The sequence below is a fragment of the Pseudomonas sp. 09C 129 genome (assembly GCF_002843625.1).
Classification (GTDB): domain Bacteria; phylum Pseudomonadota; class Gammaproteobacteria; order Pseudomonadales; family Pseudomonadaceae; genus Aquipseudomonas; species Aquipseudomonas chlororaphis.
In genome coordinates this window covers 4,395,180-4,419,407 of record NZ_CP025261.1, presented here as the reverse complement: position 1 = coordinate 4,419,407, position 24,228 = coordinate 4,395,180, and the positions used below count along the sequence as shown (strand labels likewise).

The window sequence follows — 24,228 nt, the reverse complement described above, 5'->3', positions numbered from 1 at the left end:
ATTGGGGCGGGGAAACGGGATGAGGCGAAGGCGTCGGTCTATTGCGTGCCTTTCACGCCTTGCACGGCTTGAGCGTTCGGCACGGCAAAAAAACGAGGGCGGTTTCCAGGCCGCCCTCGCTTGGGTTTGCCGTGCCAGGTTTCAGACGCCGCTCAGGACAATGTCGGTATTGAGCAGATCGACCCCGAGCAGGGTGATGGTCGTTATCTGCCCGCCGGTCTCGGTCACCGTCACCACGCTGTCGGCGCCAGTGTTGTCGACCGATTGCACAACGGCGCCCGCGTCACCGATGAGCACCACCGCATCGCGCTGGCCTGCGCCTGCATCGAAGCCGCTGACCTGGTACTGGTTCTCGGCCACCGACAGGTCGATGTTGAACGCATCTCGCTCACCCGTGGTACCGACCAGCCTGAAGTCGAAGGTCTGGTCGCTCGGGTCGTTGGCGAACAGGTTGGCGTCGAACGCGCTGGTCGCCGTATCGCCATCCTTGTCCGTCACTGTCGCGTTGAACGCTAGCTGGATATCGCTGGCCAGGCTCTGGGTCTCCTTGATGAACTGGATCACCGGGACCTTGACCGTGCCCAGGCCCATGGTCAGCTGGACGGCGTCGATCAGGTGGCTGCCATCCCACTGGACGGTGAAGGATGCCTGGCCTCCGGCTTCCGCGTGCAGGTCGGCGGCCTGCACCTTGATGGGCGCGCCCGAGGTCGTGCCGTTGTCGAAGTAGACCGTGTAGTACAGCTCTTCGGTGGCCGGGTTGTAGCCGCCCACGGAGTTGTCGATGAAGATCTTCATGCTCGTCAACAAGGTCTCGGGGTTGATCACGAAGCTCTCGTCACCGGCATTGATACCGGCGGTGGTGTTGCCCTCCAGGTTGTTGTTGGCGACACCGATGCCCGAGGTGCTGACGTTCATGGTCGACGAGCCGATGTACGACGGCAGCGGGTTGGTCTGCAGTTGCGCCTCGGTAGGGTCGGGCGCCCCGAGCCCGATGCCGGTGAGGATGCTGTTATCGCCGGTCTGCGGCGCCAGTGGATTGGCGGCGAAGAACACCACGTCCTCGCTGCCGATCATCAGCGTGCGCACCGGGTCCGGACCGCCGGCAACCAGCGAGCCGTCGGCACTGCTGAGGACGATGGTCGAACGGAAACCTTCCTCCAGGTCCAGGGCATAGGTGCCGTTGGCGTAGGCGCTCAGGGTGTAGTGAACGGTGGTGTTCGCGGTTGACGCGTTGTTGTCGAAATCACCGGTCAGGGTGCCGGCGAACTGGTAGGCGCCATTGCCATCCGGTGACGGCGACTGCTCGACCAGCGTGCCGGTGCCGATGGTGGTGGTGTTGTCCGGCCGGACCAGGGTGAACTGGCCGTTCACCAGCGTAATGTCCAGGCCGGTCGCCCCCAGCCCGTCGGCACCGGCCGCCATGTTCCAGTAGCCTTGTTGCGCCAGGGCAGTCCCGGTGCCGATCAGGTTGCCGAACGCCAGGGTCGGGGTGTCGTCATCGACGGTGATCACCAGCTTGTCGGCCGCGGCGGTCACTGTGTCGCCATCCTTGTCGGTGGCCTGCAATAGTGTGCCGAGGTTGAGGGTGAGGTCGTTCTCGTCATTGCCGGCCGCGTGATCCAGAGGCTTGAGCAGGGTGAAGGTGTAGGCGCCCGCTACCGTCAGGCTGAGGGTGAACACATCCGTCACGCCGGCCTTGGCGGTCAGGGTATTGCCCAGGACGCTGTAGGTCAGTGCCACCCCGCCGGAGCTCAGGGCTGGCAAGCCGCTGGTGTTGCTCGACAGGGAATAGCTCAGCGGTACGTCGGCTCCGGACTGGAAGATCCCGCTCACGCTGCCGCTGGCAATAGCCGCCTCGCCTGCGACGTCACCGACGCCCCCGGCAATACCATTGGCCAGGCCGTCCTCGTCGACAGTATTTGCCTCTGCGGTTCCATTCGCTGTGGGCGTGTCGTCATCGACGGTGATCACCAGTTTCTCGGCCGCGGCCGTCACCGTGTCGCCATCTTTATCCGTGGCTTGCAACAGCGTGCCGAGGTTGAGGGTGATGTCGTTTTCGTTATTGCCTGCGGGGTGATCCAGCGGCTTGAGCAAGGTGAAGCTGTAGGCACCCGCTGTGCTGAGGCTGAAGGTGAATACATCGACGGCGCCGGCCTTGGCGGTCAGGGTGTCGCCGGCGACGCTATAGACCAATGCCACTGCGCCGGAAGTCAGGGCCGGCAGGCCACTGGTATTACTCGACAGGGAATAGGTCAGTGGCACGTCGGCCCCGGACTGGAAGATACCGGTGACGCTGCCGCTGGCATTGGTGGCCTGACCCGCCACATCCCCGACACCACCGGCGATGCCATTGGCCAGGCCGTCCTCGTCGACGGTGCCGGTCACGGCGGTCCCGGTTGCGGTGGGCGTATCGTCATCGACGATGATCACCAGCTTCTCGGCCGCGGCCGTTACCGCGTCACCGTCCTTGTCGGTGGCCCGCAACAACGAGCCCAGGTTGATCGTGATGTCGTTCTCGTTATTGCCGGCCGCGTGATCCAGCGGCTTGAACAGGGTGAAGCTGTAGGCACCGGCGGCGCTGAGGCTGAAGGTGAACACATCGACGGCGCCGGCCTTGGCGGTGAGGGTGTCCCCGGCAACGCTATACACCAGCGCCACTCCGCCAGACGTCAGGGCTGGCAGACCGCTGGTATCGCTCAACAGGGTATAACTCAGCGGCACGTCGGCCCCGGACTGGAAGATACCGGTGACGCTGCCGCTGGCATTGGTGGCCTGACCCGCCACATCCCCGACACCACCGGCGATGCCATTGGCCAGGCCGTCCTCGTCGACGGTGCCGGTCACGGCGGTCCCGGTCGCTGTGGGGGTATCGTCATCGACGGTGATCACCAGTTTCTCGGCCGCCGCGGTGACCGTATCGCCGTCCTTGTCGGTGGCCCGCAACAACGAGCCCAGGTTGATCGTGATGTCGTTCTCGTCGTTGCCGGCGGCGTGATCCAGGTGCTGCAGCAGGGTAAAGCTGTAGGCGCCCGCGGCGCTGAGGCTGAAGGTGAACACATCGACCGCGCCGGCCTTGGCCGTCAGGGTATTGCCCACCACGCTGTAGACCAGCGCCACCCCGCCCGAGCTCAATGCCGGCAGGCCGCTGGTATCGCTCGCCAAGGCATAGCTCAGCGGTACATCGACACCGGACTGGAAGATACCGCTGACGCTGCCGCTGGCCACGGTGGCCTCGCCGGCCACGTCACCGACACCGCCGGCCACACCGCTGGCCAGGCCGTCCTCGTCGACGGTGCCCGCCACGGCGGTTCCGGCCGCTGCCGGACCATCGTCCTCGAAGAGCATATGCGAGCCGATTTCGGCGGTCGTGGTGGAGGCTTGGCGCAGGGTGAAGCCACCGATATCGAAGTCGGCGTGGGTATTGCCCTTGGCGTCCAGGGCGGCGCCGTTCTCGATCAGTACGCGGTTGTGGTCCGAGGTGGTGGTGTATTCGATCTTGTAGCCGGCCTTGATGCCGGTGACGGTGGCCACGCCGCTGGCAAAGCTGATGAGGATGCTCGTGTCATTCACCGAGCCGTCCGAGTTTTCGATCACTTGTCCCGTGGCGATGTTGATCACGCGAACATTGGTAATGGCCACCGACGTATCGTTGGCATAGCCATTGACGAAACTCGCGCCACTTTCAACCGCGGTGTTGAAGGCACTGATCTTGACTACCGCACTCTTGCCGCTTTGCAGCTGCACGATATCGAAATTGGCCGCCTTGGCATTAAACATCGCGGTGAAGTCGATGTTGGCTTCGACATCGGCTTCGTTCTGATCCAGGTTGGGAATGGTCATGTCCTGCCGGGCGCCGGTGACGAAGGTAAAACGAATGCCTTCCTGTTCCGTGATCATCTGGCTGTTGGTGCCGAAGGTGGTCGGGCCACCGGCCTGGCTGGTGTTGATGGTGTCGCCGGTGCTGATGTTGACGCCCGATGACTGGTCGGCGGGGTCCTTGCCGGTGGCGATGATCGTTGGGTCGCTGATCCGCAATACACCGCCGTCGTCGACCACCGTCGGGCTGGCCTTGGTGAACATCAGGAACAGGTTCTGCCCGGACGGCGCATTGGCCAGGCTGAACGTCAGGTCCTGGCTGGCGCCGATGAATACTTTATTCAGCAGATTGAGGGCATCGTCCGGGTTGTTGGCGTCCGGATGCTTGAGAGGCTGGTATTCCACGGTCCAGATCTTGCCGCCCGACAGCGGCGACCCGGTTTCCTCGATATAGGCGGCGAACACAATCGCGCCGGCAGGGCCTCCGGCCCGGCCCAGCAGGATGTTGTTATTGGTATCGGTATACAGAAGGATGTCGATGCCATCGAGGGTATCCAGCCCGCTGTCCAGGCCATTGAGCGCCGTGCCCAGGCTGTCGGTGAAGCTGATATCGACATTGATCGCACCAGGCGCCAGGTTGAGGGTGAAGGCATTGCTGCCGGTGTCGCCCACGGCACCGGTGTAGCCACTCAAGGCCGCGTCTGTTGCGGTACCGGCCCCGAGGGCGGTCAAGCGGGTGGCGAAGGTCGAGGGCAGGGAGGTCAGCAGGATGTCATTGTCGTCGGCGTCCCCCGCGGGGGATGGCGTGGCCGTGGCGTTCTGCAACCCGGCGGTTTCGTCGAGGGTCACGCTTGCACCGGTCGCCACGACCATCTGCGCGCTGTCCGTCAGGGCAGTGCTGGTCAGTGTGTCGTTGCTGGGGAAGACGGGGTACAGATCGGTAGGGGTATCAGCGGTCAGGTCGGTGGTGGGGGATTGGGGGGTGGTCATAACAGGCTCCTCGGCGCTTCTAGTTGTGGAGGCCGCACTTGGGCCCCTCTGCTGGCAGATGTCACAACTATGGGGATGCACAGGAGGTTGCGCATTGGCCGATACTCCCAGGCGGTCTGGGAGTTTCAGCCTATGCGGCAGGAGAAACGCGAAAGCGCTGGCGCCTTACCTGTCCTCGGCGAATGCTTCCTCCAGCGCCTTGAGATTGCCGGCAAAGGGTTGCACCAGCATCAGGCGTTCCGTGCCAAACCTGACGATCGCATAACGCACCTGCAGACCGTCGCGCTGCCAATCCAGGGTCCTGGAAATCCTTGCGCTGAAGACCCGGGCGTAATACGTACACGCTTGCTCGAGGTCTTTGACGAGCACATCCACGTGGCTGAACTTTAATTTCAATGGCTTCTCCTGACGAAAAAGGCAGCAGCGCGCTGCACCGATTTTGAGAATCCTCTGATTTATCCCTTGTAGTTGCCCCACATAGACTGCCGCCCCACGCCGATTCCCAGCCAAGGAAGTTGCGACGCCACTGCGAACTCATATCGAGGGGAAATGCTTTGAAAATTCAACAACAGGCGGGGCTGCTGGCACTGACCCTGGGATGCATCATGGGAACTTCTGCCTACGCAGCAAGTTACTGCGGCAGGACTAACTTAGGCGATCCATTGAACCCGTCGATCATTGCCAGTCTTCCCGCCATTACAACCTTGAAATACGCCTCCATGGGTGGGGTAATGGCGTCCTACGACGTAGCGGTCGGACGCCGTTCTGGAGGATGGGCATGGTGCGGTGACTCTCAATGGGGATTGACCGAAGTGGTTACCAGCCTTGTATCAAGAGGTAGTCCAGGACTTTACGATTCTGGTGTGCCTGGGGTCGGCATTCGTATTGGACACCTTGCCACCAGTAACTGGTACACCCCCAATTATCCACCTTTTACCATAACCGGAGTATTCGGGAGCAACCTCTATTTTTCCGATAGATTGAGGATAGAGTTTGTGCGTACCGACATCGGTGTCGGAAAGGGCGATATGCCTTTCTTCGACTATAAGACCAACTTTTTTATTGATACCAATTACACCACTCCGGCACGAGCTGTTTTCCCCATCGAAGGCACGGGCCTTAAAACCAGGTTCGAACATAATGCCTTCTTCACCACTTGCTACACCCCCAAGAGCAGTACCGAGGTCAATATGGGGCGTCCCGCAGCAGAGCAAGTCAAGCGCGGATCGGTCCAGGATCATCCCTTCGCCCTGGATGTCGTTTGCGAAGGCCTCAATCCCACGGTCAAGCCACCGGTGAAGGTCTACTTCGAGGGTAACTCCGTTCGTGATGGCTTGTTGAATCTGAACGGTTCCGGACAATCTGGTGTCGCCAAAGGCGTTGCCATCTCGCTGACCAGCGACAAAAACGTGGCACTCCCCTTCAGCAAAGCCAAGGCGGTGGCCCTGGATTGGCAAGCCAGCGGCCCTGGCAACGAGATGTACCGCTTTGCCGCAAAGGCACGCTACGTCACCACGGGCACGGAAGTCGCCGCTGGCAAGGCCGATGCGACGCTGACCTATGTACTGGAATACAACTGATCGTGTTTCCCGCCCTGGGATGCAGAAAAAAGCCACTCGATCAGTGGCTTTTTTTGTGCCTATCAGCCGCGTTGCCGCAGCGCATCGACTCAGAGTTTCGGCAGCTGGCCGATGCGGCCGAACATCTCGGTGACGATCTGCAGGTCCAGCTGGAACTGCTCGACGGTCTTGAACTCGTTGTCGTTGTGGCCGGTGTACTTGACCTCGGGACGGGCCAGGCCGAATTGCACGCCGTTGGGCAGTTCATGCACCGAGGTGGCGCCGGCGGAGGTGCCGAACTCGTGCTTCATGCCAAGGTTTTCGCTGGCCACCGCCAGCAGCGCCTTGACCCATTCACCCTCGGGGTTGCGGTACATCGGCTCGGCGATCGAATAGTCGAAGTTCACCGCGACCTGGTTCTGCTTGCTCCAGGCGGCCAGCTTGTCGGCAATTTCCTTTTTCAACACCTCCGGGGTCTTGCCCTTGGGCACGCGCAGGTTGACCGCCAGCTTGAAGGCTTTTTCGTCCTGGCCGACATAGGTCAGGGAGGTGGTCAGCGGGCCCATGAAGTCATCGGCGAAACCGACCCCCAGCGTGTTGCCCAGGTAGTCCAGGCCCCAGTTGTCGGCGGCATAACGCGCCGCGTCGGTGATCGGGTTGTGCTTGAGCGCGACCTTGCCGTCGAGGCCGTTGATGAAGTCGAGCATGCGCGCCACCGGGTTGACCCCGGACTCGGGCTCGGAGGAGTGGGCGGACACGCCGGTGACCGTCAGCTTGACGTCCTTGCCTGCGACCTTGGCGGCCACGCTGAAGTCGCCGCCATGGGCCTTGGCGTATTCGCTGCCGGCCTTCTGCAGGCTGGCGGCCAGTTCCGCGGGTTGGTCGGTCACCAGGGTGGCGACCGAGGCGCCCGGGATCTGGTTGGTGGCCAGGCCGCCGGTCATCGAGACGATCTCCGCGCCTTTGCCCTCGGCGGCACGCCGCGGGAAGCTGGCCATGACGGTGCCGTAGCCTTTCTCGGCGATCACCACCGGGTAGCCGCCGTCCAGCGCCAGGTTGTAGTTGGGCGTCGGGTTGCGTTCGAAGTAGTAGGGAATCGCGTCGCCGCTGGTTTCCTCGGTGGTGTCCACCAGTAGCTTGAAGTTGCGCGCCAGGGGCAGTTTCTCTTCCTTGATGATTTTCATGGCGTACAGGGCCACGACTATGCCGTTCTTGTCGTCTTCGGTGCCGCGGCCGTACATACGGTCGCCGACCAGGGTGACCTTGAACGGGTCGAGCCTGGTGCCGTCCTGCAGCACCCAGTTCTCCGGCGTCACCGGCACCACGTCGGCATGGGCGTGGATGCCCACCACTTCTTTGCCGCTGCCTTCCAAGGAGATCTCGTAGACACGGTTATCGATGTTGCGGAAGTTCAGGTCGAAGGCCTGGGCCAGGGCCTTGATTTTGTCGGCGATCTTGAGGAACTCGGGGTTCTCGTGCTGCGGCACGCCATCGACGCGCACGGTGGGGATCGCCACCAGCTCGCGCAGGGTTTCGGTGGCGGCCTTGCCGTACTTCACCCGCGCATACAGGCCCAGCAGGCGATGGATCTCGTTCTGCTGCTCGGCGGAAAGCGCCTTGTTGTCGAGGAAGGCATTGATGGCCGGGCCGAGGTTGGCTTCTTTGACCACCTCGCTCTTGGCCACCTCATTTTTGCTCAAGGTGCCGAGGAACTGGCGGAAATCCGTGACCGAGGCATCGGCGAAGCGCTTGAGAATCGCCGCGTTCTGCTGCGGGGTGATGTTGGCGTGGGCGGCGGTGGTGAAGGCTGACAGGCTGGCCAGCACCAGGGTGGCCGCAGCCAGTTGCTTGAGGGAGAAATCCATTGCGGGAGGCGTTCCTTGCAGATTGTTAGGAAATATCTGACCTCCCAACCTAACACCACAAGGGAAGGGTACGGGAGCCCCCGAAGTGGGATCTGTCGCACAGAAATGCAAAAGCGGCGCAGAAACGAAAAAAAACGGCCCCGGGGCGCCTGGCAGATCGGCTGCTTTTTAGCCGGCACGCAAGGCTCAAACTCGAGGCTTGGCGGCCGTTTTTTTAAGGCCGCGCCCTGGCCGATATTTTCTGCCCCTGTGGGCCTGCGGGGCAGTAGAATCCCGTCGCCCGGTAACGCCTGCGAGGTTGACACGGCAGGCCACGGCGGCGTTGTTGGCGCTGGCGTCCGGGCAGGTTTCTTGGTGTGGGCAGTGCCGGGTTTCTCCGGTGATTTACACTGAAACCGCATTGGGTCGGGTAAGACAGGCGAGGGCGTATGGCGGTTGAACGACGGGATTTCAGTGGCGGCATGAAGGGCAAGAACCTGCGTTACCTGGAAGAGGCGCGGGTGGCGCCCGCGGCCCATGCGCGGGCGGGCTTCCTGCTGCTCGAGCACTTCTCGTTGCCGGCCTTCACCCAGGCTCTGGATACCATCGTCACCGCCAACCTGCTGCGTCCCGCCTTGTTCTCATCAACGACCTTTGGCTTGCAGGACGGTGAGGTCACCAGCGATCTCGGGCTGGTGATCCGCCCCGATGCGCGCCTGACCGCGGTGGCGCTCAAGGACCTCGACCTGCTGGTGATCTGCGGCGGCTATCGCACGGAGCTCAAGGCCGATCCCCGGCTGAGCAGCCTGCTGAAAACCGCCGCCGAGCTGGGCATCACCCTGGCCGGGTTGTGGAACGGGGCCTGGTTCCTCGGCGTCGCGGGGCTGCTCGAAGGCTACCGCTGTGCGATCCACCCGGAGCATCGTCCCGCGCTGGCGGAGATTTCCAAGGTCACCCATGTCACCAGCGAGGCCTTTGTGGTGGACCGCGACCGGCTCACGGCGTCCAGTCCCGCCGGCGCCTTCCATATGGCCCTGGAGTGGATCAAGGGATTGCACGGCAAGGCGCTGGTCGAGGGCATCGAGGACATCCTGTCGTTCGAGGAGTCCCGCTACCGGCGCATCAAGCCGACGATGCATGTGTCGTTGAGCGCGCCCTTGCGCGAGGTGGTCAATCTGATGGACGCCAACCTCGAGGAACCGCTGCAAATGGACCAGCTGGCGGAGTATGCCGGGCGTTCCCGGCGGCAGATCGAGCGCTTGTTCAAGGAGCAGCTGGGCACCACCCCGCAGCGCTATTACCTGGAATTGCGCATCACCGAAGCGCGTCGATTGCTGCAGCACACCGAACTGTCCCAGGTCGAGGTGCTGGTGGCCTGCGGCTTCGTCTCACCGAGCCATTTCAGCAAGTGCTACAGCTCGTATTTCGGCTATCGGCCGTCGAAGGAAAAACGCCTGGTGAAATGATCGCGGGCGTCAGTATCTATCAGCTTTCGAGCCACCAATTTAAAAGTGTTTCATCCTCGTCATCATCCAGGTTTTTATAGATATTGCAGTAGTACCACTGAATCCCTGTTCTATCTCGAAACCTGTTAAAGAGGTCGTTGATCTTCTCCAGCCGATTGCGCGCCGGAACCGCGAATGACAGGTTTCCCTCGAATACACCGTCCAGTGTTCCACCCAGCTCACAAGCTACACCGTTTTCCAGCCAGGCTATTTCTTCTTGAGGAATAGCGTCCGCATAGATCTGGATGCAGAAATTTCCTCCTCGTTTCAGGACGACGGCAGGTGCTTCTCTGTCTTTGATTGAAACAATGTCTCCCCGTGCCAGATTCAGCGCGATGCCAGGAGAGGAGAGCAGCTCGTAAGTATCTTGGTCAATCTTGCGAGCAGGCAGCTCTTCAAAAAAAGGGCCGTCATCATCTGTGACATAAACTTGAATCAGAACAGGTGCTTCTTTATCGCTCATACACTACTCCGTAGCTGTTCTGCTCAATGCATGCATCCATGTTGATAGGGAATGAAGCTTCTGGCACCAAGTGGAGTTGAATTTGTAGGGGAGATATTTAAATCAATATTGTTCATTAGCGATGTGCTCGTGAGAGGCCGACTGACTCAGGGTCATCGATTTTTTGAAATCACACTGTTCATGTATTGATTCAAATCGCGCAGGTCCTGAATGCTCCAGGCGTGCGGCGGTATCTTTACGCCATTCTCTCGCAAGGTTCTTGGAATCAGGTCGCCATTTGGGCGAAGTATTATCGATGACACGATAACGCCCGGATAATCGTTGAGCCGTTTCTTGAAAACGGGTGTTGTAAGGTCAGGTGTTGGAGGATTGCTTTTATTGGCCAGTGCTCCGGTTCCTTTGATATCGGCTCCGTGGCACACGGCACATCGCTGCGAATAGAGGTTTTTCCCATTGTTATCCGCGAAGGACAGTGATGTTTGAGTGAGCGATAGAACGCCTAGCGAAGCGATGAGCAATACCTTTACTTTCATTTTCCATACGTCCTTGTCGTGTCAATCAGTCTGAATCGAGGGCAAACGCTTGTCAGCCTTCCATCCAGACATCTTCGTAGCCTTGGTTGTCGATGATGAACTTGGCGCCAGCGGGCAGGCAAAGGTAATTCATCACCTGTGGCAGCATTTCACTGAGATGCTCAGTGTGAACCGCTTGATAAAAATCATCAGCGTTCGAATGTTCTCCGCAGTGAATAAACCAACTGATATTCCCCCCCTCCGGCAGCGAAATGCGTGCGCCATAAATAGGTGACTTGCCCAGAGTGGCAATCGCGATGGCGACCATTTCGTCTGGAGGAAGTACGGGTAGTCCGTATTTTTTACAGATGTCTTTCTGGTGGAAAGCCTTATTCAGCGCCTGACGGCGGCCAGATCATCGACAGCGCACGCTGACACCCGGCCCTGTGCTGTCGGTTGGGTTAACGCCCACCACCGCTCACGCCGCCACGTTCGCTGCCATGAAAGGCTTGCGCGTGGCGGCGCGGGCGGCCAGTACCGCCAGCACGGCGGCCACCACCAGCAGTGCCACGCTCAGTTCGAAGGTCGCCCGATAACCGCTCAGGTCGAAGGCCAGGCCGCCCACCGTAGCGCCCGCGGCAATCGCCAGCTGGACGATCGCCACCATCAGTCCGCCGCCGGCTTCCGCATCGTCCGGCAGCGCCCGGGTCAGCCAGGTCCACCAGGCGACCGGCGCCGCGGTCGCCACCAGGCCCCAGAGGCCCAGCAAGACCGTGGTGACCGACACCGAGGCGCCAAACGCCACCAGGGCCATGGCGATCGCCGCCATCATCAGCGGGATGATGATCAGCGTGCGATACAGGGCGTTTTTCAGGAAGGCTTCGATCAGGAAGGTGCCCGCCAGGCCGGCCAGGCCGATCACCAGCAACATCAGCGACAGGGTGGTGACACTGACCTGGGTGACCGTCTCCAGGAAGGGCCGCAGGTAGGTGAACAGCATGAACTGGCCCATGAAAAACAGGCTGACCGCGAGCATGCCCAGGGCCACCGGCATTCTTTTCATCAGGCTGAAGACATTGCCGGTGCCGGCGGCCGGCTGCGCTTTCAGCGACGGCAGGCTGGCCAGCAGCCAGACGGCGGCGAGGGCGGCCACCGGCACCACGCAGAAGAACGCCCCGCGCCAGCCGATCAGGGAACCCAGGAAGCTGCCCAGGGGCGCCGCGATCACGGTCGCCAGGGCGTTGCCGCCATTGACGATGGCCAGGGCGCGCGGCACCTGGTCTTCGGGTACCAGGCGCATGGCCGTGGCCGCCGACAACGACCAGAAACCGCCGATGGCCACGCCGATCAGCGCGCGGCCGGCCATGAAGGTCAAGTAGTCCGGGGCGAACGCCACCATGGTTCCGGAGACGATCATCAGCAGGGTCAGGGACAGCAGCAGCCGCTTGCGCTCGACCCGGGCCGCCACCGAGGCGATCGCCAGGCTGGTGAACAGGGCAAACAGCCCGGAGACGGAAATGCCCTGGCCAGCTTGCCCCTCGCTGACCTGCAGATCGGCCGCGATCGGAGTCAGCAGGCTGACCGGCATGAACTCGGAGGCCACCAGGGCAAAGGCGGCGAGGGCCATGGCCAGCACGGCGCCCCAGGTGTGTCGGGGGGCGGGCGACTCGGCGTGAGAAGTAGCGGTCATGGCGACAGGTTTCCTGTGTGACTGGAAGCGTCCGTGCTGACCGCCGGGCGTTGCCGGCCGGGCCTTGCGGACGCTTCGATGCATAAATGGGTGCACGCCGCCGGTGGAAGACCGGGCAGGCGCGTGAATGGCGATCGGGGCCGGCCCGGTGCTGGAGCGGCTCCGGTCGCGGCAGAAGGAAAACGCGACACCGGATTCGGTGCCGCGAAGCGAAGGGTGCCCAAGCCGGGCACCCAACGGACTACCAGAGGTTGTTCTGCATGAGCGGGATCAGGCGCTTGCCGCGCTCAGCCCGCCAGGGTGGCGTTGTCGATGACGAAGCGGTACTTGACGTCGCCCTTGAGCATGCGTTCGTAGGACTCATTGATCTGGTCCGCACGCACCAGCTCGATGTCGGCGACGATGCCGTGCTCGGCACAGAAATCGAGCATCTCCTGGGTCTCGGCAATGCCGCCGATCATCGAGCCGGCGAGGGTCCGGCGTTTCATGATCAGGTTGAACACATTGGGCGAGGTATGCGGGGTCGCCGGGGCGCCCACCAGGGTCATGCCGCCGTCGCGCTTGAGCAGCACCAGGAAGGCGTCAAGATCGTGGGGCGCGGCCACGGTATTGAGGATCAGGTCGAAGCTCTTGGCGTGGGCGGCCATTTCCTCGGCATTGCGCGACACCACCACTTCGTCGGCGCCCAGCTGGCGAGCGGCCTCGCGCTTGGAGTCGGAGGTGGTGAAGGCCACCACGTGCGCGCCCAGGGCATGGGCCAGCTTGATGCCCATGTGGCCCAGGCCACCGATGCCGACCACGCCGACTTTCTTGCCAGGGCCGACCTTCCAGTGGCGCAGCGGCGAATAGGTGGTGATGCCCGCGCACAGCAGCGGCGCGACGGCGGCCAATTGCTCCTCGGGGTGGCGGATGCGCAGCACGTAGCGTTCGTGGACCACGATCTGTTGCGAGTAGCCGCCCAGGGTCCAGCCCGGGGCGTCCGGCGTCGGGAAGTTGTAAGTGCCGATCATGCCGTCGCAGTAGTTCTCCAGGCCGTCCTCGCAGTCGGCGCAGTGCTTGCAGCTGTCGACGATGCAGCCGATGCCGACCAGATCGTCCGGGCGGAAGCCGTGCACATGGGCGCCGACCGCCGCGACCCGGCCGACGATCTCGTGGCCGGGCACGCAGGGAAACTGCGTGCCATGCCACTCGGCGCGCACCTGGTGCAGGTCCGAGTGGCAGATGCCGCAGAAGGCGATGTCGATCTGCACGTCATGGGCGCCGGGGGCGCGGCGGGTGATCTGCAGTGGTTCCAGAGGTTGGTCGCCCGCATGGGCGCCATAGGCGTTGACTAACATTGCACACTCCATCCTGCATTACGTTGGATGATCATTCTCCCGGGCAGGTGCAGGCGGCCAGTAGTGCATTTCGCTGGAATTCTTGCCTGATTCTCTGGTCTTTGGTTTTTTCGGTAGGAGCGGCACCGGGGCCGGGTTAACGTCTGGCAAGGAGGGTCCATACCGACATGACACGCCCACATGACACCCGCGCCCAGGCGCCCCAGGAAACCCTCGCGCGCCTCATTGGCGCCTGGATCAAAGACTCGGGAGACTGCTCGACACCCATCCCCGGCCTTGGCTTCTTTCGCCGCGACATCCCTTCGCCGCCCTCTGTGTGCATGGTCGAACCGAGCATCATCCTCGTCGCCCAGGGGGCGAAACAGCTGTGGGTCGGCGGCGAAGCCTACCCGTACGACCCCTCGCGCTTTCTCGTGACCTCACTGGACCTGCCGGCCAATTCCGAGGTGACGGCGGCCAGCCTGGAACAACCCTGCCTGGGGCTGGGCTTCAAGCTCGACCCGCGCATGCTGGCGGAGCTGGCCGCCCAGGGCGGGCTGCTGCAACCTCGCGATCGAGGCACAGGCAAGGGCGTGGGCATCGGCACCGCGACGCCGGCCATGCTGGCCTCGTTCGTGCGCCTGCTGGATTTGCTGGACGAGCCCGAAGCCATCCCGGTGCTGGCGCCGCTGATCCAGCGCGAGATCCACTACCGCTTGCTGCTGAGCGACCAGTCGGCGCGGCTGCGGCAGATCGCCTCCGTCGACGGCCAGGGCCACCGCATCGCCAGGGCCATCGACTGGCTGAAACTGAATTACACCGCGCAACTGCGGGTCGACGAACTCGCCGCCCGGGTACAGATGAGCACGCCGACCTTTCACCACCACTTCCGCCAACTCACCGCCATGAGCCCGTTGCAGTACCAGAAATGGCTACGCCTGACCGAAGCCAGGCGCCTGATGATGAACGAACACCTGGACGTCTCTAGCGCCGCCTTCAAGGTCGGCTACGAAAGCCCCTCGCAGTTCAGCCGCGAGTACAGCCGGCTGTTTGGCGCAGCACCCAGGCGGGATATTGCGCAGTTGCGGGGGGGAGGTAGGAGGGGGGAGTAAGAGTATTAGGGTTTAAGGGGCGCTTGAATTGAAAAAGGTGCGCGACCGTGACTAAGGCTTTTTTCGTCTGCGCAGGTCGCCTTTTCTGGTTTTTCTCTGGATATCCCCCGTCCTGACGGCATTGAGCATTTTCTGAAACTTTGAGCATTCAATGTGACGAGCAGCGGGGCAGGACGCGACTCGACGAAGCTCGTCGCGTATGGCGCTGAGTCGCTCGATGGTACGGTCCAGTTCGTCAGCCTTGTCGTTAAGCCGCTGGCGATCAATCTCAGGCTGACCCTCCGCGTCCAGCATGGCGACGAGATCGTCCAGTGAAAACTCTGCCGACTGCCCGAGCGCGATCAAGGACAATCGCTGGAGTACATCGGCACGAAACACGCGACTCAGGCCACGACGACCTATCGAACTGATAAGACCTTTTTCTTCGTAGTAGCGCAGCGTTGAAGCCGGTAGGCCGGAACGCCGTGCCACTTCACCAATATCCAGCTCTTTCATGCTTGACCTCAAGTCGACTTGAACCTGCAGACTGCTCGGATCAAACCGCCAAAACAGGTTCAAGGCAAGGAGCAATACCATGGGAACAGCCGAGACAGCACTGCGCATTCTGTTTGTTGGAATGGGGGCCACGCTGATCATGGACGTATCGGCTTTTATTCAAGCACGAGTGTTTGGCCTGGCGTCGCTTGACTATGGCCTGGTCGGTCGTTGGCTGGGCCACATGTTCCAGGGGCGGTTTCGTCATTCCCCGATCATGACGGCGGCTCCTGTCAGGAATGAACGCCTGATGGGGTGGGTGTTCCATTACGTCACGGGTATTGTCTTCGCGATGATGCTGATCGGTGCGAAAGGGCTTGTCTGGATCTGCAACCCCACGCTGGCGCCTGCGCTGGTGATGGGGTTGGTCAGTGTGATTGCGCCTTTCTTCATCCTGCAGCCCGCGTTCGGTTTCGGCGTTGCCGCTTCGAAAACAGCGGCACCGAACGTGGCAAGGCGCAGAAGCGTCACTGCGCATCTGACGTTCGGGCTGGGGCTTTTTGTGGCGGGATGGCTGTTGATGCTGCTCTTTCCGGCATCGTTATGCCTAAGTTGAGTGCCTTTTGGGGCAGCGGCGGGGCTCAGGGTAAGAGCGTAAGTCCTGAGTGCATATTGCTGGCCGGTTTCTGCCTGTCGCTACCGACGGCATGGGTAGCGGCCTGCCGATCATGAAGGCTCTTCTTGATGCCGACGCGCTGTGCGTTCAGTTGGCTGACTGTGGCATTTGGCATAGGATCATGGACGACAGTCCTGTCGCTCACCGGCCACCGCCTAAACACCGACATACCGATACAGTTCGCTTCCGGCCCGAGAAAAGCAGAGGTGTGTATGCCGCCATTCAAAATGCGCGAGCTAAGCCGTACCGATACGCAAGCGCTGCTGGCGTTCGAAACCCGGAACCGTGAGTGGTTCGAATCCCATATCGAGGCGCGTGCCCCGGCCTTTTATTCGTTGCAGGGCGTCGCCGAGCATATCGAGGGCTATCTGGCCGCTTTCGCGGCCGGCACCTGGCATCCCTGGGTGATCGAGGATTGCAGCGGAAACATCGTCGGTCGCGCCAACCTGAAAAACATCGATACCGCGCAGCGCTCCGCCGAAGTCGGCTATCGGATTGCCCAGAGCGCCTGCGGCCAGGGGCTTGCGACACAGGCGCTGCGGCAACTGATCGAGCAAGCGCGGACGCGCTGGCAACTGACGCAGCTGGTGGCTTATGTCTACCCGGAAAATCTCGGCTCGACCAAGGTCGTGGAACGCTGCGGGTTCCTGCCGGAGCAGCCCGCAGAAGACGGCAAGGAGGGAGCCGAGCGCCGGTTCGTTCTCCCGATCTAGATAAGGGTTGTGGCCCTTTACCGCACTCGCGACTCTGACTGCTGGCCTGTAACCGCTACATCGCATCAGTCAGCCGGATAGCGCTTACCCGCGCCGCTCGGCCACCAACAGCAACGACTGCGGCACCGGGCTTTGTGGGTGCTGCGGTTCCTGCAGGCTGGCGAGCTGGAAGCCGGCCATGTCCAGGGCGTTGAGCCAGCTGGACAGGGTGCGGAAGTACCACGGCATGGGTTGCCACTGGCCCTTGAACCCGGCGAAGGTCTCTTCGCGCCAGCCATCCTGATAGTCGCCGGCCGCGGCGCTCCAGGGATGCAGGGTCTGGATCGCCAGCGCGCCGCCCGGGGCGAGCAGGGCGTGCATGGCGGCCAGCAGCGGGATGATGTCCTGGTGCAGCAGGGCGAAGTTGGCGCAGATCAGCTCGTAGTCACGGCCGATGTCTACTTGCGCTTCCGCCAGCGCTGCATAGCTGGCCACATGCACCGTTGCCGAGCCCGCCGCCCGCGCCGCCTCCACCAGGGCCGCATCGCCATCCACCCCGACCGCCTCGACGCCCCGTTGCGCCAGGGCGCGCAACAGCCAGCCCTCGCCGCAACCCAGATCGAGCACGCGCTCGGGCTGGCGGCCCAGCACCGCCAGCAGGATCGCCTGGTCGGTGACCTCGACGCGGCTTTGAATGGCGCCGCCGCGGATGGCGTCGATCCAGGCCTGGGCGTTGTACTGCCAGCTGTGCAGCAGGGTGGATTCGGCAGTGGGCATGTCGGTGTCCAGCGTCAGTGGTGGGGGGCTACGGAGTCGCTAGCGCTGACGTTAGCAGGCGGGGCGCCCGGGTCCAATACGTCGTTCGCCGCTCAGGCGCTTTCTAGAGGATGCGCATCCGGTCCTCGTCAGGCGACTTGTTGCGACTGGTGATCAGGCTCAGCAGCACCGAAGCCAGAATGATCCCGCCGACAGTGGCCAGCGACCATTCCACCGGCATGTGCAGCCAGGGCATCAGCGTCATCTTGCTGCCGATGAACACCAGCACGATTGCCAGGCCGTACTTGAGCAGGTGGAAGCGCTCGGCCATGTCGGCCAGCAGGAAGTACAGGGCACGCAGGCCCATGATCGCGAAGATGTTCGAGGTGAACACAATGAACGGGTCGGTGGTGATGGCGAAGATCGCCGGGATGCTGTCGACCGCGAACATCAGGTCGCTGGCCTCGATCAGCACCAGCACCAGGAACATCGGCGTGGCCCAGCGCCGACCGTCCTGCTTGACGAAAAAACGCTCGTCATGAAAGCCGCTGGTGATCCGCAGATGGCCCTGTATCCAGCGCAACAGGGGGTTCCTGGCGAGGTCGGGCTGCCGATGGGCGAACAGCAGCATCTTGATCCCGGTGATGATCAGGAACACACCGAACGCATACAGCAGCCACGCGAACTGCGACACCAGCCACACGCCGGCGAAAATCATCGCCCCGCGCATCACGATCGCCCCGAGCACACCGTACAGCAACACCCGGCGCTGCAACTCCGGCGGCACGGCAAAGTAGCCGAAGATCATCACGAAGATGAACATGTTGTCGATCGACAGCGATTGCTCGATCAGATAGCCGGTAAGGAATTCCAGGGTCTTGCGTTGGGCGATCTCAGGCCCGAACTCGCCCTGCAGATACCACCAGAGCAATCCCGCGAAGGCCAGCGCCAGCGTGGACCAGGCAATCACCCAGCACGACGCTTCGCGTACCGATACGCGATGGGCCTTGCGCCCGCCGAGGACAAACAGGTCCAGGGCCAGCATGGCCAGAACGAAGATGATGAAGGCGAACCACATCCAGGGTTCGCCGATGTGCAGGGACTGCATGCCGTTCTCCCGGTCCGGGCGTGTGCTGAAGCCACGGTTCATGCTAGTGGGGAGATCGCCGTGAAGAAAAATCGATTATTCCTCACCCATGGTTCGTTATTTACGAAGTGTCGCTGAAGGTTCTCCCGCGAGGTTCATTCGGTCAGCAAAAAAAGGTCACTCCAGCCCGACGTTGTGGTGACCGGAGGGGGGCAGGGGAAAATCGGGCCCAGCTCGGTGGGCCTTTGCCTCAGTGAGCGCCAGCCGCCTTGTTCAAGTCGCTTTCGGCCCATTCGGTATAGAAGCAGGCGTCGGTTGCTAGCTGTTGCTGTCCAGCGCTCTTCAGAACAATCTGAATCTCCATTCCCACGTTTTTTGCAAGATCAAGATCGTGCATTGTGGCAGCTCGAATCAGTGGCGCTTTCAAGGGGTGATTGAGTGGATGGCATGAAGTTCGTTAAATCTTTTCCTGTTTTGCTTGGCTTGGGCATGGCACTGGGAAGCATGAACGCCTGGGGGCTGCCGAACGACAGTGAGCAACTCATTCGAGTTCAGGCCGACCGCAGTCAAATTGATAACAGGCAAGGTTTTGCTACTTATACCGGCAACGTCATCATTACCCAGGGTTCGATGAAGATCACCGGCGACACTGTGACTGTCACCATGAAAAAGGGCAGCCACAACGAGGTCGATGTCGTTACCTCCGTGGGCAACCTGGCCTATTTCGAACAATTGCAAAAAGCTACAGACCCTGAACCGGTCCAGGCATATGCCGTGACCATTCAATATCTGACCCAGCAGAATCGCATCATTCTGATCGACAGAGCCAAAGTAATCAGCGCAGGCAATACCACCTTGGGTGAGAAAATTGTCTACGACACCGTCAAGCAGATTGCCAGTGTTGGTCGCGCCACCGGTAGCAAGATCACCGAGTCGCGCCCTCGGACCGACATGGTCATCCAGCCGAAAAAGAAAAATGAGATGCAAAGGGCCCAGTAATGGGCACTGACAAGATCCGCCGCATCGAGGGACTGCCCCCTTCAGGCGATGTGGCTCATAACCATAGTTGGAAACGCGAAAGTTTCGGTGCTGTCGTTTCGTTCTCTAAAACAACAAAGAAATGGACTTGCCCATGATCAAAAAGGCGTTGTTCCTATCGTTTGCCAGCAGTCTTGGTCCTGGGTCCGCGCTCAAGCGATCGCAACTTCCTCTCCCTGTTCCAGCTTTATAGTCTTCGGCGATAGCCTCAGCAGTTCCGGGCAGATTGCTGACCCCGGCGGTCGCGCGGAGACTTCATTATTTCCATGTGCAAGATTCACTAATTGATCATGGAGAATGAAGCTGATTTTTAGGAAATATCTTATATCGACTGTCGAAGCTTCTATGTAGCGTTGCCGCACAAGTCGTTCAATTCCTGAGGAGTATTTCTTGTTCCGCATTCGTGGGCTCAGTGCCTGGACTGTAGGGCTTACGGCGGCCGGCAGCATGTTCTCCCCGTACTCGGTCGCCGCCCTTTCCGATGTCTGCCTTCCTTTAGGTTCCGCTGTTATCAGTGTTCCTTTTTCCAGCTCGCTGGTTGTGCAACGGGACGTCCCGGTTGGCGGCGTACTGGCGTCCGTGGAGGTCAAGACCCCTATTCGATGTAATAACCGCTTCTTTCCAACCGGGAGCTATGCCCAATACTTCAAGTCGTCTTCCAATGCGGCGGTTGGGGTCAGTCGTGGGGCATTCAGGACGAGCAACAGTGGGATCGGATTGAGGTGGAACCTGTCGTCGCCCCTGGGAAACTATGCGTTCAGCAGTACCGATCTCAACAGCACCAGTCCCATGACTGGCGTCGCCTTTCCCTATCTGGGAGGGGACAAATATTACTCGCTCCAACACACCTTCGAGTTGATCAAGCTGGGGGATGTGGCGGGGGGGAGTTTTCGATTTCCAGACTTCTCCGTGATGAGCAGCCCTGACTCTGTCCTGGGTGGCCTGTATGACAAGAAGCTCAACACCTTCACTTTTCCCCTGGTCAATGTGGCGGTGTCGTCCTGCTTCGTGATGGAGAACAGCATCCTGGTGAAGATGGGCAGGGTGGATGCCAACAGCTTTCGCGGCCCGGGCAGCATGACGCAGGAAAAGAACTTCTCCATCGACCTGCGCTGCGATGCGGGAGCCAGGGTCAACCTGACCCTGGATAATACCTATCAGGTCGGTGGCTACCCGGGGACCATCAGGTTGGCCTCTTCGGCGCAGTCGGCGACAGGGGTCGGCATCCAGGTGCTCAATGCTTCCACGGCAAACCACACGCCAATGCTCCTGGGGCAGCCGCAGATGATGGGGCTGGCCAGCGGCGGGATCAATTCGTTGAAGCTGGCGGCCCGGTACATCCAGGTTGCCAATCAGGTTTCCAGTGGCAAGGCCGACGGCACGCTGACCTTCGTCCTCAGCTACCTTTGAAGGCTGGGCTGCCGATTGCGGTTCCTGCGTGCCGAGCCATCCTCAACCCGCCGCGAATGCTTGCCGCCCTCCAGGCGTCCCGGCGGCGGGGCTGTCCAGGGCCGGACAGCGCACCGCGCCATAACGGCATAAGCCAGCACCTTTGATTATTGGACAGGCCAAGTTCGCCCGGTCGATGCTGCGGGGCCGCTTGACCCAGGAGCCGTCACAAGGAGCTTGCCATGCCTGCGCAACGCCAACTCAAGCTGGGCGCCTTCATGCGTCCGGTCAGCATCCACACCGGCGCCTGGCGCTACCCGGGCGCCTATCGCGATGCCAACTTCAACTTCGCCCATCTCAAGCGTTTCGCCCAGACCCTGGAGCGGGCGCGCTTCGATGCGTTTTTCATGGCCGATCACCTGGCCTTGCTCAACATGCCCATCGACGCCTTGAAGCGCAGCCATACCGCCACCTCGTTCGAACCCTTCACCCTGTTGTCCGCCCTCAGCCAGGCGACCGAACGCATCGGCCTGGTGGCGACGGCCTCGACCACCTACGACGAGCCATTCCATATCGCCCGGCGCTTCGCCTCCCTCGATCATTTGAGCAACGGTCGCGCCGGCTGGAACATCGTCACCACCGCCAACCCCGACGCCGCGCTGAACTTCGGCCTGGAGCAGGCCTTTGCCCACGACCAGCGTTATGCCCGGGCGCGGGAGTTCTATGAGGTGGTCACCGGGCTCTGGGACAGCTGGGCGGACGACGCCTTCGTGCGCGATGCCGACAGCGGGGTGTATTTCGACCCGGACAAGCTGCACCGCCTCGACCATGCCGGCCGCCACCTGAACGTGCGCGGGCCGCTGCACATCGCGCGCCCGGTGCAGGGCTGGCCGGTGATCGTGCAGGCCGGCGCGTCGGAGCCCGGGCGCCAACTGGCCGCGGAAACGGCGGAGGTGATTTTTGTCGCTCCCGGCACGCTGGAGGAGGGCCGGGCGTTCTATGCCGATATCAAGCGGCGCATGCTCGCCGTCGGCCGCGACCCCGAACACCTGAAGATCCTGCCCGGGGCCTTTGTGGTGGTCGGCGACACCCAGGAGGAAGCACGGCGGATTCGCGCGCACCTCGACAGCCTGGTGCACTACGAGAGCGCGATTGCCTCGCTGTCCATCGCCCTGGGCACGGACGCAACGCAGTTCGATCCGGACGCTTTCCTGCCGCCGATTCCCGAGACCAATGCCAGCCAGAGCGCCCGCGAGCGGGTATTGGCCCTGGCCGATCGCGAACAGCTGACGGTCCGCCAGCTGGCCCAGCGCCTCGGTGGATACGCCGGCCTGTCGTTTGTCGGCACCGCCCGGAGCATCGCCGACGACATGCAGCAATGGCTGGAGACGCGCGGCAGCGACGGTTTCAACATCATGTTTTCCTGGCTGCCGGGCGGCCTCGACGACTTCGTCGCCAAGGTCGTTCCCGAATTGCAGGGGCGGGGGATTTTCCGTCGCGAATACGAGGGCGCCACCTTGCGTGAAAACCTCGGGCTGCCACGTCCGGCGAACCGGTTTTTTGCCTAGGCGAGCGATTGCGCGGGTTAGCCGTCAGGGCGGTTCCGCATCGCGATCAAGGACAGCCAGCCCCAAGGTCGAAGGGGAGGGTTGTCGCTCCAACGCGGCTGGAGCCGCGGCCACAGGTATTTGTTGCAAGCCGCGATGGCGTACATGACAATGCGAGTCATTATCAGTCGCGAATTATTCCATCGTCATGCCCGCCAACGACTTGTCCTTACGCAGTGCTGTCAACGATCTGTATTGTGACCATCACGGTTGGCTCCAGGGCTGGCTGCGCAAGCGCCTGGGCAACGCCTTCGATGCCGCGGACCTGGCCCAGGACACCTTCGTCCGGGTGATCAAGGCCCGCTCCGCGCTGGACATCCGCGAGCCGCGCTCGTACCTGTCGATGATTGCCAAGGGCCTGCTGATCGACCTGTTTCGTCGGCGTTCGCTGGAGCAGGCCTACCTCGATGTGCTGGCCGCCATGCCCGAAGCCCTGCAGCCGTCGCCGGAGGAACAGGCGATCCTGTTCCAGGCGTTGATGGAGATCGACCGCCTGCTGCAAGGGTTGGGGCCGCGGGTCAAGCAGACCTTTATCCTGTCGCAGTTCAGTGGCCTGACCTACCCGCAAATCGCCGAGCAGTTGGGCGTCAGCGTGCGCACGGTGAACAACCACATGGCCAAGGCCATGGAGCATTGCTGCCTGATGCAGATCCAGTTGCAACTCCCATGAGCCTGCCCGCCGAAGAAATGAAAGCCATCGGCGTCGCGGCGCGCTGGTATGCCCGCCTGCATTCCGGCACCGCGACTGACGCCGACCGGGCCGCCTGGGACAGCTGGCTGGCGGCCGATCCACTGAATCGCCAGGCCTGGCAGAGAATGGCCGCGGTGGCCGAGCAGATGGCCAGCGTGCCGGGCGCCCTGGCGGCGCCGACCTTGAGCCAGGCCGGCAATGGTTCCCGACGCCAGGTGCTGCGCAGCGCCTTGCTGCTGACCTGCGCCGGTTCCCTGGGCTGGCTGGGCTGGCGCAGCCAGGCCGCGCAGAACCTGATGTGCGACTACCGCACCCGGGTGGGCGAGCGCCGCGAATTGCGCCTGGCGGACGGCAGCAGCCTGCTGCTCAACACCGACACCTCGGTCAACCTGCGCTTCGATGGGCGCCAGCGGGTGCTGGAGCTGCTGTGGGGCGAGATCCTGGTGAGCACCGCGCCTGATCCATTGCAGCGGCCCTTCAAGGTGGTCACCCGCCACGCCGAGGTGCTGGCGTTGGGCACGCGTTTTATCGTGCGCAGCCAGGCCGGGGGCGGCGAGGTGGCGGTGCTGGAAAAGGCGGTGGAGGTCAGCGTGCCGGGCGGCGGTCCGGCGATGCGGGTCGAGGCCGGCAAGCGGCTGGCGTTCGACGAGCGCAGCCTGGGCACGCCACGGGGCAACGACGTTTCGGTGGGCGCCTGGCAGCAGGGCAGCATCATCGCCATCGACCGGCCGCTGGCGGCGCTGCTCAATGACCTGTCGCGCTATCGCCCCGGCGTGCTGCGCTGGGACCCGGCCATCGGCGACCTGAAAGTCTCCGGGGTCTTTCCCATCGATGACACCGACCTGGCCCTGGCGGCGCTGGTGAGTGGGTTTGCCTTGCGCGTGACCCGCTACAGCCGTTTCTGGGTCCAGGTCGCCCGGGCCGATTCGCGCTGAACAGGCGCCTTGGATAAAAAATTCTGCGGCGCCTGCACTTTTCGACCGCACCGTTCGGCTCATCCCTCAGTGAGTT

The 24,228-nt window shown here is 62.1% G+C and carries 20 protein-coding genes and 1 pseudogene; 10 read left to right on the top strand and 11 right to left on the bottom strand.

Annotation, left to right across the window (positions count from 1 at the left end; translation table 11 throughout):
* Positions 1-141: 141 nt before the first annotated feature.
* The gene (locus tag CXQ81_RS19885) at positions 142-4,806 is read right to left on the bottom strand and encodes a DUF5801 repeats-in-toxin domain-containing protein (protein ID WP_101338297.1); all 4,665 of its coding nucleotides are present in this window, start codon (positions 4,804-4,806) and stop codon (positions 142-144) included.
* A 174-nt stretch (positions 4,807-4,980) separates the two neighbouring features.
* A pseudogene (locus tag CXQ81_RS19880) lies at positions 4,981-5,202 on the bottom strand (VOC family protein); the annotation flags it as partial.
* A 158-nt stretch (positions 5,203-5,360) separates the two neighbouring features.
* Between CXQ81_RS19880 and CXQ81_RS19875 the strand changes: the two are divergent.
* Positions 5,361-6,386 (top strand): fimbrial protein, encoded by a 1,026-nt coding sequence (locus CXQ81_RS19875; RefSeq protein WP_101338296.1) that lies wholly within the window; start codon positions 5,361-5,363, stop codon positions 6,384-6,386.
* A gap of 89 nt (positions 6,387-6,475) precedes the next feature.
* On the opposite strand, the gene CXQ81_RS19870 is transcribed toward CXQ81_RS19875, so the two are convergent.
* Positions 6,476-8,230: a dipeptidase gene (locus CXQ81_RS19870; RefSeq protein ID WP_101338295.1), complete on the bottom strand. Its 1,755-nt coding sequence runs from the start codon at positions 8,228-8,230 to the stop codon at positions 6,476-6,478.
* Between the two features lie 428 nt (positions 8,231-8,658).
* Here CXQ81_RS19870 and CXQ81_RS19865 point away from each other — a divergent pair, with 428 nt between their 5' ends.
* Complete coding sequence (locus CXQ81_RS19865) at positions 8,659-9,675, top strand: GlxA family transcriptional regulator (protein WP_101338294.1); 1,017 nt, start codon at positions 8,659-8,661, stop codon at positions 9,673-9,675.
* 19 nt (positions 9,676-9,694) lie between these two features.
* Here the strand turns inward: CXQ81_RS19865 and CXQ81_RS19860 are convergent, their stop codons facing one another.
* The 5 genes from CXQ81_RS19860 to CXQ81_RS19840 all read right to left on the bottom strand — a co-directional run bounded on the left by CXQ81_RS19860 (position 9,695) and on the right by CXQ81_RS19840 (position 13,716).
* Positions 9,695-10,177 carry a DUF4265 domain-containing protein gene (locus CXQ81_RS19860; RefSeq protein ID WP_101338293.1) on the bottom strand — a complete coding sequence of 161 codons (483 nt, stop codon included), beginning with the start codon at positions 10,175-10,177 and terminating at the stop codon, positions 9,695-9,697.
* A 152-nt stretch (positions 10,178-10,329) separates the two neighbouring features.
* Positions 10,330-10,710 carry a cytochrome c gene (locus tag CXQ81_RS19855; RefSeq protein WP_101338292.1) on the bottom strand — a complete coding sequence of 127 codons (381 nt, stop codon included), beginning with the start codon at positions 10,708-10,710 and terminating at the stop codon, positions 10,330-10,332.
* Between the two features lie 52 nt (positions 10,711-10,762).
* On the bottom strand, positions 10,763-11,017 hold the full coding sequence (locus tag CXQ81_RS19850; RefSeq protein ID WP_007923413.1) for a hypothetical protein: 255 nt from the start codon (positions 11,015-11,017) through the stop codon (positions 10,763-10,765).
* A gap of 150 nt (positions 11,018-11,167) precedes the next feature.
* Positions 11,168-12,379: an MFS transporter gene (locus CXQ81_RS19845; RefSeq protein WP_101338291.1), complete on the bottom strand. Its 1,212-nt coding sequence runs from the start codon at positions 12,377-12,379 to the stop codon at positions 11,168-11,170.
* A 287-nt stretch (positions 12,380-12,666) separates the two neighbouring features.
* On the bottom strand, positions 12,667-13,716 hold the full coding sequence (locus CXQ81_RS19840; RefSeq protein ID WP_101338290.1) for an NAD(P)-dependent alcohol dehydrogenase: 1,050 nt from the start codon (positions 13,714-13,716) through the stop codon (positions 12,667-12,669).
* Positions 13,717-13,883: 167 nt separating this feature from the next.
* On the opposite strand from CXQ81_RS19840, the gene CXQ81_RS19835 reads away from it, so the two are divergent.
* Complete coding sequence (locus tag CXQ81_RS19835) at positions 13,884-14,807, top strand: AraC family transcriptional regulator (RefSeq protein WP_101338289.1); 924 nt, start codon at positions 13,884-13,886, stop codon at positions 14,805-14,807.
* 51 nt (positions 14,808-14,858) lie between these two features.
* Here the strand turns inward: CXQ81_RS19835 and CXQ81_RS19830 are convergent, their stop codons facing one another.
* Positions 14,859-15,302 (bottom strand): helix-turn-helix domain-containing protein, encoded by a 444-nt coding sequence (locus CXQ81_RS19830; protein ID WP_101339446.1) that lies wholly within the window; start codon positions 15,300-15,302, stop codon positions 14,859-14,861.
* Between the two features lie 79 nt (positions 15,303-15,381).
* Here CXQ81_RS19830 and CXQ81_RS19825 point away from each other — a divergent pair, with 79 nt between their 5' ends.
* Together CXQ81_RS19825 and CXQ81_RS19820 are read left to right on the top strand one after the other, a co-directional pair.
* Positions 15,382-15,897 (top strand): DUF2938 domain-containing protein, encoded by a 516-nt coding sequence (locus tag CXQ81_RS19825; protein WP_101338288.1) that lies wholly within the window; start codon positions 15,382-15,384, stop codon positions 15,895-15,897.
* Positions 15,898-16,169: 272 nt separating this feature from the next.
* On the top strand, positions 16,170-16,670 hold the full coding sequence (locus CXQ81_RS19820; protein WP_101338287.1) for a GNAT family N-acetyltransferase: 501 nt from the start codon (positions 16,170-16,172) through the stop codon (positions 16,668-16,670).
* Between the two features lie 84 nt (positions 16,671-16,754).
* Here the strand turns inward: CXQ81_RS19820 and CXQ81_RS19815 are convergent, their stop codons facing one another.
* Both CXQ81_RS19815 and CXQ81_RS19810 read right to left on the bottom strand, forming a co-directional pair.
* Positions 16,755-17,426 carry a bifunctional 2-polyprenyl-6-hydroxyphenol methylase/3-demethylubiquinol 3-O-methyltransferase UbiG gene (locus CXQ81_RS19815; protein ID WP_101338286.1) on the bottom strand — a complete coding sequence of 224 codons (672 nt, stop codon included), beginning with the start codon at positions 17,424-17,426 and terminating at the stop codon, positions 16,755-16,757.
* Positions 17,427-17,529: 103 nt separating this feature from the next.
* The gene (locus CXQ81_RS19810) at positions 17,530-18,513 is read right to left on the bottom strand and encodes a TerC family protein (RefSeq protein ID WP_101338285.1); all 984 of its coding nucleotides are present in this window, start codon (positions 18,511-18,513) and stop codon (positions 17,530-17,532) included.
* Between the two features lie 426 nt (positions 18,514-18,939).
* Here CXQ81_RS19810 and lptA point away from each other — a divergent pair, with 426 nt between their 5' ends.
* The 5 genes from lptA to CXQ81_RS19785 all read left to right on the top strand — a co-directional run bounded on the left by lptA (position 18,940) and on the right by CXQ81_RS19785 (position 24,152).
* Positions 18,940-19,491, top strand: a complete 552-nt coding sequence (gene lptA, locus CXQ81_RS19805; protein ID WP_101338284.1) for a lipopolysaccharide transport periplasmic protein LptA — start codon at positions 18,940-18,942, stop codon at positions 19,489-19,491.
* A gap of 429 nt (positions 19,492-19,920) precedes the next feature.
* Entirely contained in the window at positions 19,921-20,940 is a 1,020-nt protein-coding gene (locus tag CXQ81_RS19800; RefSeq protein ID WP_101338283.1) for a fimbrial protein, read from the top strand.
* Between the two features lie 221 nt (positions 20,941-21,161).
* Positions 21,162-22,487: an LLM class flavin-dependent oxidoreductase gene (locus tag CXQ81_RS19795; RefSeq protein ID WP_101338282.1), complete on the top strand. Its 1,326-nt coding sequence runs from the start codon at positions 21,162-21,164 to the stop codon at positions 22,485-22,487.
* A gap of 187 nt (positions 22,488-22,674) precedes the next feature.
* Positions 22,675-23,196: a sigma-70 family RNA polymerase sigma factor gene (locus CXQ81_RS19790; RefSeq protein WP_007923435.1), complete on the top strand. Its 522-nt coding sequence runs from the start codon at positions 22,675-22,677 to the stop codon at positions 23,194-23,196.
* Entirely contained in the window at positions 23,193-24,152 is a 960-nt protein-coding gene (locus CXQ81_RS19785) for a FecR domain-containing protein (RefSeq protein WP_101338281.1), read from the top strand. Before CXQ81_RS19790 ends, CXQ81_RS19785 begins: the two co-directional genes overlap by 4 nt.
* Positions 24,153-24,228 lie beyond the last annotated feature (76 nt).

Coding starts and splice junctions, on each gene's coding strand:
- CXQ81_RS19885 (WP_101338297.1), bottom strand. CDS start 4,806: ATGACCACCCCCCAATCCCCCACCACCGACCTGACCGCTGATACCCCT.
- CXQ81_RS19845 (WP_101338291.1), bottom strand. CDS start 12,379: ATGACCGCTACTTCTCACGCCGAGTCGCCCGCCCCCCGACACACCTGG.
- CXQ81_RS19840 (WP_101338290.1), bottom strand. CDS start 13,716: ATGTTAGTCAACGCCTATGGCGCCCATGCGGGCGACCAACCTCTGGAA.
- CXQ81_RS19850 (WP_007923413.1), bottom strand. CDS start 11,017: ATGGTCGCCATCGCGATTGCCACTCTGGGCAAGTCACCTATTTATGGC.
- CXQ81_RS19785 (WP_101338281.1), top strand. CDS start 23,193: ATGAGCCTGCCCGCCGAAGAAATGAAAGCCATCGGCGTCGCGGCGCGC.
- CXQ81_RS19810 (WP_101338285.1), bottom strand. CDS start 18,513: ATGCAGTCCCTGCACATCGGCGAACCCTGGATGTGGTTCGCCTTCATC.
- CXQ81_RS19820 (WP_101338287.1), top strand. CDS start 16,170: ATGCCGCCATTCAAAATGCGCGAGCTAAGCCGTACCGATACGCAAGCG.
- CXQ81_RS19815 (WP_101338286.1), bottom strand. CDS start 17,426: ATGCCCACTGCCGAATCCACCCTGCTGCACAGCTGGCAGTACAACGCC.
- CXQ81_RS19830 (WP_101339446.1), bottom strand. CDS start 15,302: ATGAAAGAGCTGGATATTGGTGAAGTGGCACGGCGTTCCGGCCTACCG.
- lptA (WP_101338284.1), top strand. CDS start 18,940: ATGAAGTTCGTTAAATCTTTTCCTGTTTTGCTTGGCTTGGGCATGGCA.
- CXQ81_RS19825 (WP_101338288.1), top strand. CDS start 15,382: ATGGGAACAGCCGAGACAGCACTGCGCATTCTGTTTGTTGGAATGGGG.
- CXQ81_RS19865 (WP_101338294.1), top strand. CDS start 8,659: ATGGCGGTTGAACGACGGGATTTCAGTGGCGGCATGAAGGGCAAGAAC.
- CXQ81_RS19835 (WP_101338289.1), top strand. CDS start 13,884: ATGACACGCCCACATGACACCCGCGCCCAGGCGCCCCAGGAAACCCTC.
- CXQ81_RS19860 (WP_101338293.1), bottom strand. CDS start 10,177: ATGAGCGATAAAGAAGCACCTGTTCTGATTCAAGTTTATGTCACAGAT.
- CXQ81_RS19790 (WP_007923435.1), top strand. CDS start 22,675: ATGCCCGCCAACGACTTGTCCTTACGCAGTGCTGTCAACGATCTGTAT.
- CXQ81_RS19855 (WP_101338292.1), bottom strand. CDS start 10,710: ATGAAAGTAAAGGTATTGCTCATCGCTTCGCTAGGCGTTCTATCGCTC.
- CXQ81_RS19870 (WP_101338295.1), bottom strand. CDS start 8,230: ATGGATTTCTCCCTCAAGCAACTGGCTGCGGCCACCCTGGTGCTGGCC.
- CXQ81_RS19795 (WP_101338282.1), top strand. CDS start 21,162: ATGCCTGCGCAACGCCAACTCAAGCTGGGCGCCTTCATGCGTCCGGTC.